The organism is Tropicimonas sp. IMCC6043 (genome assembly GCF_004146235.1).
Taxonomy (GTDB): Bacteria; Pseudomonadota; Alphaproteobacteria; order Rhodobacterales; family Rhodobacteraceae; genus Tropicimonas.
In genome coordinates this window covers 1-12020 of record NZ_SELO01000011.1, presented here as the reverse complement: position 1 = coordinate 12020, position 12020 = coordinate 1, and the positions used below count along the sequence as shown (strand labels likewise).

Sequence of the window (12020 nt, the reverse complement as noted above, 5' to 3'; positions counted from 1 at the left end):
TCGGACCATCCTGCCATTGCAGCCAGGGGTGTGGCTGGCACGAGGCTTACATATCTGTAATGTGCGCCCGCCGCGCAGCGGTTTATGGTCGGAGGCGCAGAAGGAGCCCGTAGGACGAAGATGAAGATACTTCTCGCGGAAGACGATGCGGCACTGGCCGACTACATCCGCGCCGGGCTCGAGGAAGAGGGCCACAGCGTGGAGCACTTCGCCGACGGGCGGGACGCGCTGGCCTTCAGCCTCTACGAGACCTGCGATCTCGCCATCCTCGACCGGATGATGCCCGGGATGAATGGGATGGCCCTGCTGAGGGCGCTCCGGGCGGCGGGCCGCGACCTGCCGGTGATCTTCGTCACGGCCATGGGCGAGGTCGACGACCGGGTCGAGGGGCTGACTGCCGGGGCGGACGACTACATCGCCAAGCCGTTCCATTTCGAGGAGCTGCTGGCGCGGATCGGCACCGTGACGCGCCGTAAGGGCGGTAAACCAGCGGAGACCCGGCTCGTCGTGCACGACCTCGAACTCGACCTGCTGTCCCGAACCGCGCGGCGGAAGGGACAGGTGATCGCGCTTCAGAACAAGGAATTCGCCCTGCTCGAAGTGCTGATGCGCAATTCCGGGCGGGTGATGACCCGAACGCTGCTCCTGGAACGGGTCTGGAACTATTCCTTCGAGCCCAACACGACCGTTCTGGAGACCCATATGAGCCGGCTGCGCGCGAAGATCGACAAGCCCTTCGATGTTCCGCTGATCCACAGGATCCGCAACGCGGGTTATTCGCTGCATGGACCGCGGTAACATCCTGTCGGGGGCGGCCTTCCGGGCCGTCTCCCTGTCGGCGCTGCTGTTTCTGGCCGTGCTGGTCGGCGCCGGTTTCTTCGGCTTTCGCTACGTGCGGTCCGAGATGCTGGCACAGACGCGTGACCTCGTGCTCGAGGAGGAGATGCTGCTCAGCGAGGTGCACCGGCTGGAAGGACACGACGCTGCGGTGAAGATGATTGGGGACCTCGCGGGTTCGCCGCGCGAGGCGCGCAACGTCCTGGCGCTCTATGCGCCCACGGGGGCATTGGTTGCGGGGCGCCCGACGGTGCCGGTTTTGCCGGACGGCTGGCACCAGTTGGCGCTCGAGACCGCCCGCGGCAGCCGGAATTTCCTTCTGCATTCGCGGCCCCTGGGGACGATGACGCTGGTCACCGGCGAAAGCCTCGACCTGACCCGGACGGCTGAGACGACGCTGCTGCGCGCTCTCGGCACTGCGGGTTTCGTGATCGTGCTGACGATGCTGGCGACCGGCTATGCGATCAGCGCCGGAAGCCTGCGCAAGCTCGAATCTATGGAGGCGACGCTCGACCGGATCGCGGCGGGCGCAATGGAGGCGCGCCTGGCGGTTTCCGGCCAGAACGACCAGATCGACCGCATCGCCCGCCGGATGAACCACCATCTCGACCGGCTGGCCGAACTGGTGCATCGCAAGGAGCGCAGCGCAACGGCCATCGCGCACGACCTGCGCACGCCGCTGGCGCGGGCAACGCTCGGGCTCGACCGGGCACGGAGGCAGGCGGCGCGGGGAGAGGATCCCTGGCCGGTGATCGACGATGTAGCCGAGGAACTGACACGGCTGGGCGGCGTTGTCGGCACAATGCTGCGAATCGCCCGCATCGAAGCCGCCGAACCGGGGCGTGGCTTCGCCCTCTTCGAGATCGCGCCTGTCCTCGAGGAGATCCGTGAAACCTACGCGCCACTTGCCGAGGACAACGGACAGCAGCTGGAGGTCCGAGCCGGGCCGGAGCGCCTCTTTGGAGACCCGCAGATGATTGCGCAGCTCGTCGCCAACCTGGTCCAGAATGCCATCACACATGCCGGCCCGAACGCCCGGATCGCCATCGACTCGCGCGCCGGGCCGGACGGGGCGCCCCGCCTGAGCGTGTCTGATACCGGACCCGGAATGTCCGAAGCCGACCGCGACCGCGCCTTCGAGGCCTTCTTTCGCGCCGACCGGAGCCGGTCGACCGACGGCACGGGGCTCGGCCTCGCGCTCGTCCGCGCGATCGCCGACCAGCACGACGCTGAGGTCGTGCTGGAGGACAACGGCCCGGGACTGCTGGTCCGCGTCGCCTTCCCGCCGGCATAGGCTCGGCGCGGCCCGAACGAGGAGGTTCGGCGGCGCTGAAAGGGGCGGCACAAACGTCGCACAAAACACACCCAACCGGCAGCAAGAAAAGGAACCTTCAAGATACTTCTTTAATTCCAAACGCTTGACTTTGCACGAGATCACATACGCCGGCGAACCGACACTGCACCGTTTTTTACTATAAAAAAACATTGCGTGGATTGCAGACAATGGTTTACTTGGCACCTGAGAAGAGAGACTTTTCTTCTTGCACGGGAGGAAATCGGAGCGACTACGTCGCGCGACAAGCCACGAGACCAGGCTCGTAGCGCGGAAGCGATGCTTCGAACAAAGGAATAATGGGAGGAAACCAAATGACAAACTCAACACGAACCAGCCTTCTCGCAACCGTGGCGGTGCTGGCCGCCCTGGCGGGCCAATCGGCGCTCGCCGACACGTCCGGAAAGCGGATCGCTCTGTCCAACAACTACGCCGGCAATTCCTGGCGGCAGGCGATGCTTCGGAGCTGGGAGAAGGTGACGGGCGCGGCCGTAGCCGACGGAACCGTCGCGGCGGCGGATGCCTTCACCACGGCCGAGAACCAGGTCACCGAACAGGCCGCGCAGATCCAGAACCTGATTCTTCAGGGCTATGACGCCATCGTTCTGAACGCCGCCTCGCCCGAAGGGCTGAACGGCGCCGTCAAGGAAGCCTGCGACGCGGGCGTCACGGTTGTCTCCTTCGACGGTATCGTGACCGAGCCCTGCGCGTGGCGCATCGCGGTCGACTTCAAGCAGATGGGCAAGGACGAGGTCCTCTATCTGGCCGAGCGTCTCGACGGCGGCAACCTGCTCGAGATCCGCGGACTGGCCGGCGTCTTCGTCGACGACGCGATCAGCGCGGGCATCCACGAAGGCGTTGCGGAAACCGGCAAGTTCGAGATCGCTGGATCGGTCCATGGCAACTGGGCACAGGACGTGTCGCAAAAGGCAGTGGCCGGCATCCTGCCCTCGCTGCCCGACATCGTCGGCGTCGTGACCCAAGGCGGTGACGGCTACGGAACGGCGCAGGCATTTGCGGCCAGCGGACGCGAGATGCCGATCATCGTGATGGGCAACCGCCACGACGAACTGACCTGGTGGAAGGAACAGAAGGACGCCAACGGATACGAGACCATGTCGGTGTCGATCGCGCCGGGCGTCTCGACGCTGGCCTTCTGGGTGGCGCAGCAGATCCTCGACGGCGCCGATGTGCCGAAGGACCTGACGGTGCCGTTCCTGCGCATCGACCAGGACACGCTCGACGAGAGCCTCGCAAATACCGAACCGGGCGGCGTGGCCAACGTGGAATACTCGCTGGAGGATGCTCAGGAGGTCATCAAAGCGGCCGGAATGTAAGATCTCCGGGCGAGTGACCCAAGATGAGTGCTGAATCGGATCTGATTGTCCGGCTGGACGGCGTCGCCAAGAGTTTCGGTGCCGTCCACGCTCTCGACGGCGTTTCGCTCGACCTCCGGGCCGGCGAATGCCTTGGCCTCGTCGGCCATAACGGCGCAGGCAAGTCGACTTTGATGAATGTGTTGTCGGGCAACCTGTTGCCCGACACAGGCGCGATTGTGATCGCGGGACAGGACGTAACGGCGGGATACTCGCCGCAAACGGCAATGCAGAGAGGCGTCCGCTGTGTCTATCAGGAACTCTCGCTCTGCCCCAATCTCACCGTCGCAGAGAACGCCCGCATCTCGCATCCGGCGATTGCCGGATTCGGCTGGCGGCGCGCGGCGCGTGCGTTGATCGGCGCGAAGCTGGACGAGGTGTTCCCCGGACACGGGATATCGACCAACGATGTCGTGGGGGATCTCTCGATCGCGCGTCGCCAGATGGTGGAAATCGCCCGCGCTTTCGCGGTGACCGACACCCCGGCGCGCGTCGTGATCCTCGACGAGCCCACCTCGTCGCTCGACGCGGTCGTCGCGGAGAAACTCCTGAAACATGTCCGCCGCTACGTCGAAGGCGGCGGCACCTGCGTGCTGATCTCGCATCTTCTGGGCGAGGTCCTTGAGACGTCGGACCGAATCGCCGTGATGCGCGACGGTGGCGTCGTGGCGCTCGACGCCGCCAGGTCCTTCACCCGGAACTCCTTGGTGGCGGCGATGGGCAGCGTTGCCGAAACCCAGACCGCCGCGGCAGCGGATGGAGCCGTGATCCGCGACGGCGCGCCGGTGACACTGCGCGCCACGCCGTCCGCGCCTGAAACGCTCACCCTGACGGCGCACAAGGGCGAAGTGGTCGGGCTCGCCGGCCTTTCGGGACAGGGACAGACCGAGCTTCTGGTGCGTGTCTTCGAACACGCACCGGGAACCGACGTTTCCGGCAATGTCTCGCTGGTGGCCGGCGACCGGCAGAGCGACGGCGTCTTTCCGCTCTGGTCAATCGCCGAGAATGTCTCGATCGGCTCGCTCCGGCAATTCCTCGACGGCTTTCTCCTCAACCACGACAAGGCGTTCGAGTTTTCCAACCGCTGGAAAGACAAGATCGGCATCCGCACGCCGGACATGGCCGACCCGATCCTCTCGCTCTCCGGCGGCAACCAGCAGAAGGCCCTCTTCGCGCGCGCCCTGGGGGCGCCTGCGGAAATCATCGTGATGGACGACCCGATGCGGGGCGTCGACGTGGGGACCAAGCAGGAGGTCTACGCAATGATTCGCGAGGAAGCCCAAAAGGGGCGCACATTCCTCTGGTACACCACGGAGATGGACGAGCTTCGCAACTGTGACCACGTCTACGTTTTCCGCGAAGGCGCCATCGTCGCCGACCTGACGCGTGCCGAGATGACGGAGGAGCGGGTGCTGCACGCCTCGTTCAGGGCTGACGCATGAGCGCGCTCCTTTCCCCCCGGCTGTTGCGCAGCCTGCTACCGCCGCTCTCGCTCGCCGCGCTTTTGATCGCGATCTTCTGGCTCCAGCCACGAACCATGAGCTATTTCGGGCTGAACCTGCTCCTGAACCTCGCGGTGCCGATCGCGCTCGCGACCATCGCGCAGATGTTTATCCTCTGCGTCAACGAGCTCGACCTTTCGCTCGGAGGCTTTGTCAGCCTGGTCGCCTGCGTGACCGCGACCTGGGTCCATGACACGCCGCTTCTCGGCTTTGCCGCGCTGGTCGGCCTGATCGCCGTCTACGCGGCCTTGGGCGCGCTGATCCATCTGCGAAACCTGCCATCGATCGTGGTTACGCTCGGGATGTCCTTCGTCTGGCTCGGCCTCGCCGTGCTCGTGCTGCCGACACCCGGCGGCAAGGCGCCCGAATACATCCGCAGCCTGATGACCCTGAAGCCGTTCTTCGTGCCGATGCCGATCATCGCCTCGGTGCTGATCGCCGGGCTGGTTCACCTCTTCCTGATGCGCTCGGCGCTCGGGACGGTGCTGCGCGGCGCCGGCGGCAACGCCAAGTCGCTCGAACGCGCGGGATGGTCGATCCTCAGGATCAAGATGACCATGTTCGCGCTGGCGGGCTTCTTCGGCGTGCTCTCGGGCATGGCCCTCGTCGGGCTGACCACCTCGGCCGACGCCAATATCGCGTTGCGCTACACGCTTCTGAGCATCGCCGGTGTGATCCTCGGTGGTGGCGAGTTCGTCGGCGGACGAGTCTCGCCGATCGGCGCGGTGATCGGCGCGGTAACGCTGGCGCTGGCCGGATCCTTCCTGTCCTTCCTGCGCCTCAACCCCGACTGGCAGATCGGCGCGCAGGGGGCGATCCTGATCATCGTGCTGGCGCTCCGCGTCCTGATCAGCCGCACGGAGGCGAAGGCATGAGCGCGCTGGCAAAATTTGGCAAGCAACCCTGGCTCTGGGCCTGGGTCGGCGCGATTGCAGTCTGGGCCGCGACGGCCGCCTATACCGGTGGCACCGGGTCGGGCCAGGTCATGTCGGCGGCGCTGACATTCGGCGCCTTCTTCGTCATCGTCGCGCTCGGGCAGATGTTCGTCATCACCCTCGGGCCGGGGAATGTCGATCTCTCGGTTCCGGCCTGCATGACGCTTGCCGGCACTGTGGCGATGAAGTCCATGGACGGTTCGGGCGCGATGCTTCCGCTGGGGCTGCTGCTGGCGCTCGCAATCGGTCTGTCCGTTGGCGCGATCAACTATTCGCTGATCCGGCTGCTGCGGATCCCGCCGATCATCGCCACACTGTCGTCGAGCTTCATCTATCAATCGGCGGCGATCTGGTGGAACCGTGGCCTGCGGGTGAAACCGCCCACTGAGTTGGCGGAGTTCACCACCGCCAAGATCGCCGGCATCCCGGTCATCGCGCTCTGCGTGGTCGTCCTGGCCGCTATCGGGCACGTCGTCCTGACCCGGACGCTCTACGGCCGCGGCGTCATCGCTATTGGCCAGAACCCGCGCGCGGCGCATCTGGCCGGCGTCAAGGTCGAGCGCATCCGCGCCGCCACCTACATGCTGAGCGCAACACTGGCCGGCCTCTGCGGCTACCTTCTGGCCGGCTTCTCCGGCGGCGCGGCGCTGAACATGGGCGAGGAATACCTGCTGAGCTCGATCGCCGTGGTGGTGATCGGCGGCACCTCGGTTGCCGGCGGCTACGCCAACGTGCCAGGCCTCTGGGGCGCGGCGCTGTTCCTCTTCCTGCTCGTCACCATGCTCAACACCATGGGCGCCGGGGCGGGGGTGCGGCTGGTGCTCACCGGGCTCATCATCATCGGCGTGATCGTCGCCGCGAGCGGCGGCAAGCGCACTACCTAGGAGAAGACCCATGGCCCTTGTCGGCGACGCATTCGAGTATTTCGACCATCGCTTCCGCGACATGACCGTGCCCATCGCCGATATCGAGCTTCTCTATGACGGCTGTCGCTGGGCCGAGGGGCCGGTCTGGTTCGCCGACGGCGGGTTCCTCGTCTGGTCCGACATCCCCAACAACCGGATGTTGCGCTGGACCCCGGACCTCGGCGTCGGCGTGTTCCGCGCCAATTCGAACTTCGCCAACGGCAACACGCGCGACCGCGAGGGCCGGCTGGTCAGCTGCGAGCATGGCGGTCGCCGCGTCACCCGGACCGAGCCGGACGGCACGATCACGGTGATTGCCGACAGCTATCAGGGCAAGCGCCTCAATTCGCCCAATGACGTGGTGGTCAAGTCCGACGGCACGATCTGGTTCACCGATCCCAGCTACGGCATCCTGTCGGACTACGAGGGATACCGGTCCGAGCAGGAACAGGAGGGTTGCTTCGTCTTCCGCGTCGACCCGGCCAGCGGCGAGATCGCGGTGGTCGCCGACGATTTCGTCAAGCCGAACGGCCTCGCGTTCTCACCGGACGAGAGCCGGCTCTACATCGCCGACAGCGGTTTCTCGCACGACCCCGACGGGCCCCACCATATCCGCGTCTTCGACGTGTCCGAAGCGAACGGGCTGTCCGGCGGCGACGTCTTCGTCGAGGTCTCACCTGGCCTGCCGGACGGTTTCCGCTTCGACGACGGGGGGAACCTCTGGTCCTCGTCGCAGGACGGCGTGCGCGTCTTCGATCCGGACGGCAACCCGCTCGGCCGGATCAAGACGCCGAAAATGGTGTCCAACCTGACCTTCGGCGGCCCGAGGCGCAACCGGCTCTTCATCACCTCGACCGACTGCCTCTATGCGGTTTATGTCGGGGTGAGCGGCGCGCAAAGGCCCTGATCGAACGCGTTACGGAAGGAAGTGCCGGAATGAGCGGGCCGCTTGAATTGGCGGAAGATCTCTGCCGGCAGAGGCAGGAGGCGTTGCGCGAAGATTTGCGCGCGGCGGGCTGCATGGGGCTTCTCGTCCGCGGCCGGGGCCTGCTGACCCGGCTCTTCAACTACCGTGCACGCGACGTATTCCCCGCGGCGGGGCTGATCCTCGCCGACGGCCCTTCGGTGCTCAGCCGCATGCCCGGCGTCGAAGGGATTCATGTCGCCGACATGCTGCGCGAGTTCGAGGGGGCGGTCCGGTCCTCCCTCAAGCCCCGCCTGGCGGACCTTGCGCTGGAGCCTCTCCTGGAGCTGGTCCCGCAAGGCTGCCGGCTCGGTCTCGATGGCGACCTGCCGCTCTTGCTCTTCGGCCGCGTCGAGCCATTTGACATGCGCCCGGAGATCGAGCGCCGCCGCCGCACCAAGGATCCGGACGAGATTGCGTTTATTGCCGCCGGCGCCGCGGCCGGCGAGGCCGCCTATGTCGCCATCGAACCGCTTCTGGTCGCGGGCACCCGCGAGACCGATCTTTTCGCGACCTATCAGGCGGCGGCAGTCTCCGCGGCGGGCCGTCCGATCGGCGAGCTGGGCAACGATTATCGAGGCGGGGAGATCGGCGGACCGCCACGCGACCGGGCGCTCCGTGAGGGCGAGCTGATCCCGATCGATACCGGGGTCATGGTCCACGGGTATTATTCCGACCTCTGCCGTACCTATCCGGTCGGCGGCGTATGGCGGGATGACCAGCTTGCGGCCGCCCGCCGCGTCGTCGAGGCCCACGCGCTGGCGCTGTCGCTTATCGCGCCGGGCGTCTCCTGCCGGTCCGTCTACGACACGGTGAGCCGCTTTCTCGACGGCTTCCGGGGCTGGCGTTTCGACACGCATCTCGGTCACGGTATCGGGCTGGATCCGGTGGAGGCACCGCGGATCAACCCGCATTGGGACGACAGGTTTCAGGCCGGCGACGTCTTCACGCTCGAACCGGGCCTCTACAGCCCCGAATTGCGAGCCGGCGTGCGGATCGAAAATGACTACGTGCTCTCGGAGACGGGAATCCGCGCTCTGTCGGACTCCGCCTCGGTCGTGCCGCACTGACCGACCCCACCAAGATCCCGTGATCCGGCGAGGCCCGCTTTAGCGGGCCGTCCAGACCAGCGTCGGTTCCACGTGGCCGTCATGGTGGTAGATCGGCCAGCGAAGATAGCGGGTGATTGCCTCATTGACGACGTCTGCATGATGGCCGCGGACCATTGCAACATGGTGCTCGAAGCCGTTCCGGGCGACGAAGCCCAGGAGCTCGCGCAGGCGGTTGACCCGGGTGACGGCAATGCCGCCATCCATCGGGAAGGGATCATCGGTGAATTCGCCCTGCCCGACATAGGCCTTCAGCGCGCCAGCCCGATCGTCGCTGGAGACGCGGAAATAGGTCATCGCCCCCGGCTGGACCTTGCCCTTCACCGCGCCGAAGCATTTCGAGCGGCCGATGGTCTCTCCCAGCACGTCCAGCTCGCCCACTTCCGGCGTCGCGCCGATGAACTGCTTGGGGTAGTTGCCGCAATGGGTGCAGACGCATTTGTCCACCTCGTCGGCATAGTTGTTGTTCCAGTCGAGGATCGCCGAGGGCGCGCCGGCGGCAAGCGTCAGGGCATACATCGAAATCGCCCCCATCACGTCCACCTCGCAGGCGGACGGCATCAGTTCCTCGCCCATCATCGACATCGTCAGGCAGGTGGCGCAGCCGAAATTGTCCTGCAACGAGCGCCAGCACTGGATCGCGGAGGCGTCGCATTCGTTCTCCGCGATCCAGCGGTTGACGGCCAGACTCCACTTCGCCTGCTTGGCGATCTGGCCCTCGGTGATGTGGCCGGGAATGGTACCGTAGCCCTTGATCGCGGCGAGCTTGGCGGCGAGGTCGGCATCGTCGTCCGGGATCGCCCCGGCCGCAGCGATCAGTTCGGAGAGGTCCGCCGTCACCACCGTCAGCCCCGCGGCCTGGAGCAGCTTCTCGCTGTAGCGCATGGTCTGGAACGGGCCGGTGCGCGCGCCGATGGCGCCGATCCGGGCGTTGGAGAGACCACGCACGGTGCGGCAGACCCGAGCGAACCGCTCCAGATCGGAACCGAACTCGGCGCTTCCCGTGTCACAGCTATGCGAGGTGGTCTCGGTGTAGGGGACGCCGTACTGGTAGAAGTTGTTCGCCACCGACAGCTTGCCGCAGAACGCGTCGCGACGGCTGTGGACATCGACCTTGTCCACCTCGTCGTTGCTCGCCTGAAGCAGGATCGGAACGTTCAGCCGGGCACGGCTCACAAGCTCTGCCACGGCGATCTCGTCGCCGAAGTTCGGCAGGCAGATGACCAGCCCGTCGATCTCGTCGCGATGCTCGGCGAAATGGGCCGCGTAGAGCTTGGCGTCTTGGATCGACTGGACCGCGCCGTTGACCGTCGCCTCGAAGGGCAGGATCCGCGCGGCGATCCCAAGCCGGTTTAGATGGGCGAGGGTTTCCTCGCGGGCGGCCCGGCAGGGCGCACCGTTGAAAAAGGCCCTGCTGCCGATCACGACACCAAGGGTCACGTTGCGCTTCGAAATCCGGGTCATTGTCGCTCCTCCAGCCCGCGACATCCGTCTCCGCGCACTTTCCGGCAACCGCGGACGGATCCCGCCTCGATTTCGAGTAATTTCGATTTCTTCTATTTTCAATCGCCTCGTGGGCTCTTCCACCGGCTCGCCGGGTGAGTCCCGGTACGCTACAGACCATCCGGCGAAGCGCCGCCACAGAGAAAATTCAAAAATCTTGGCATCAACGAAGATTTATGCGCGCCCGCCAGCTTTCGGCTCCGGGGCGAATGCCTTTTGAATGCCGGTGAAGTGGCGGGAGCAGATCTAGTGGAATGATCCAATCTCGCGAGCTATCGGAAGTAAACTTAATATTTCGATATCAAACGAAAGCAAACGCAGATTACCGGTATCCGCGTTCGCCCTCGGCATGACCGGCGCCCTTGCCGGCTTCGCTTCGGCCGAGGGGCTCATCGCGATCATCACGCTGGGCCACGACAACCCGTTCTTTAAGGCCAAGCCCCTCGGCGCCGATGCGACCATCTCGGCGGTTCAGCGCGCGAAGGACGCCGGATCGCCGACGACCGACCGTACTTGCATTCGAATCGTCGCAATGACAGACAAATGAAAGAGATCGAAAGCCCCAAGCCAGATCCCGGTTGCTCGACCATTCTGTTGCACTGCAAGGAACCGAGATGAAAACGCCCGCGTCCGAAAAACCGGCTTCCTTTGCAGATGACATGACCGGTCTGCTCGCCGAACCGCGCCGGCGCAAGATCCTCGCGTGGCTTCAGGAAGAGGGGAGCGCCCGCGTCCGGGATCTCTCGGCAGCCTTCCAGGTGTCGGAAGCGACAATCCGGCAGGACCTCGAGCGGCTGGAGAAGGAAGGCCATATCTCCCGCGAACATGGCGGTGCGCATCTCAGCCGGTTTCCGAGCCAGGCGGGGGCCATGGTGCTCCAGCACATGGAGAACATGGACAAGAAGCGCCGCATCGGCGCCTGCGCCGCGGCTCTGGTGACAGACGGGGAAACGGTGATCCTCGATGCCGGCAGCACGACGACCGAGGTCGCCACGCGGCTCGTCGGTCGGCGCAACCTGACGATCATCACCAATGCGCTCAACATCGCCATCACCCTCGGCGCGATACCGGGGTTTGCCATTCACCTTCCCGGCGGCCAGTTCAAGTCACCCACGCTGTCGGTCAGTGGCGACAAGGCCGCGGAGTATTTCCACAACATCTTCGCCGGGCGGCTCTTTCTCGCGACGGCGGGCGTCGGCCCGGAATCCGGCCTGACCTATCCCAGTTTCGCCGATCTCGAACTCAAGAAGGCGATGATCAAGGCCGCCTCGCATGTCTGTCTCGTGGCCGATTCCACGAAGATCAACAAGTCCAGCTTCACGCGCCTCGGCGATCTGGAACTGATCCACACATTCGTCACCGATGACGGCATTTCGGACCAGGATGCGAAGGAGTTCGAGCGTCGCGGCGTGGAACTCCTGATCGCCGACTAGGTGTTTGATCCCACGGTTTGATGGTGCGATCCATTCGCTGGAATGGAAGGAAGCCCTATGGGACAGGTACGTCACGGCAGCGCCACGACCACGCACGCCATCCGAGCAGCAATACAGCGATCG

Annotated in this window: 11 protein-coding genes; 10 read left to right on the top strand and 1 reads right to left on the bottom strand. The window is 65.4% G+C overall.

Annotated elements, in window-relative coordinates; all coding sequences use genetic code 11:
• Window positions 1-120 precede the first annotated feature (120 nt).
• From EU800_RS12085 to EU800_RS12050, 8 genes are all read left to right on the top strand, one after another.
• Window positions 121-798, top strand: a complete 678-nt coding sequence (locus tag EU800_RS12085; RefSeq protein WP_129632516.1) for a response regulator transcription factor — start codon at window positions 121-123, stop codon at window positions 796-798.
• Complete coding sequence (locus tag EU800_RS12080; protein WP_129632513.1) at window positions 785-2131, top strand: HAMP domain-containing sensor histidine kinase; 1347 nt, start codon at window positions 785-787, stop codon at window positions 2129-2131. Before EU800_RS12085 ends, EU800_RS12080 begins: the two co-directional genes overlap by 14 nt.
• Window positions 2132-2484: 353 nt before the next feature.
• Window positions 2485-3507, top strand: a complete 1023-nt coding sequence (locus tag EU800_RS12075; RefSeq protein WP_129632510.1) for an ABC transporter substrate-binding protein — start codon at window positions 2485-2487, stop codon at window positions 3505-3507.
• A 23-nt stretch (window positions 3508-3530) separates the two neighbouring features.
• Window positions 3531-4988 carry a sugar ABC transporter ATP-binding protein gene (locus tag EU800_RS12070; protein ID WP_129632507.1) on the top strand — a complete coding sequence of 486 codons (1458 nt, stop codon included), beginning with the start codon at window positions 3531-3533 and terminating at the stop codon, window positions 4986-4988.
• Window positions 4985-5923, top strand: coding sequence for an ABC transporter permease (locus tag EU800_RS12065; RefSeq protein WP_129632504.1), 939 nt, complete (start codon window positions 4985-4987; stop codon window positions 5921-5923). Before EU800_RS12070 ends, EU800_RS12065 begins: the two co-directional genes overlap by 4 nt.
• The gene (locus tag EU800_RS12060) at window positions 5920-6867 is read left to right on the top strand and encodes an ABC transporter permease (protein WP_129632501.1); all 948 of its coding nucleotides are present in this window, start codon (window positions 5920-5922) and stop codon (window positions 6865-6867) included. Before EU800_RS12065 ends, EU800_RS12060 begins: the two co-directional genes overlap by 4 nt.
• A gap of 10 nt (window positions 6868-6877) precedes the next feature.
• A complete protein-coding gene (locus tag EU800_RS12055) occupies window positions 6878-7795 on the top strand; it encodes an SMP-30/gluconolactonase/LRE family protein (protein WP_207209895.1) in 918 nt (305 codons plus the stop codon).
• Window positions 7796-7824: 29 nt separating this feature from the next.
• Window positions 7825-8922, top strand: a complete 1098-nt coding sequence (locus EU800_RS12050) for a Xaa-Pro peptidase family protein (protein WP_129632498.1) — start codon at window positions 7825-7827, stop codon at window positions 8920-8922.
• Window positions 8923-8961: 39 nt separating this feature from the next.
• Here the strand turns inward: EU800_RS12050 and EU800_RS12045 are convergent, their stop codons facing one another.
• Entirely contained in the window at window positions 8962-10425 is a 1464-nt protein-coding gene (locus tag EU800_RS12045; protein WP_129632495.1) for an L-fucose/L-arabinose isomerase family protein, read from the bottom strand.
• 388 nt (window positions 10426-10813) lie between these two features.
• Here EU800_RS12045 and EU800_RS12040 point away from each other — a divergent pair, with 388 nt between their 5' ends.
• Window positions 10814-11011: a hypothetical protein gene (locus EU800_RS12040; RefSeq protein WP_129632492.1), complete on the top strand. Its 198-nt coding sequence runs from the start codon at window positions 10814-10816 to the stop codon at window positions 11009-11011.
• Window positions 11012-11078: 67 nt separating this feature from the next.
• The gene (locus EU800_RS12035) at window positions 11079-11897 is read left to right on the top strand and encodes a DeoR/GlpR family DNA-binding transcription regulator (protein WP_207209894.1); all 819 of its coding nucleotides are present in this window, start codon (window positions 11079-11081) and stop codon (window positions 11895-11897) included.
• Window positions 11898-12020 lie beyond the last annotated feature (123 nt).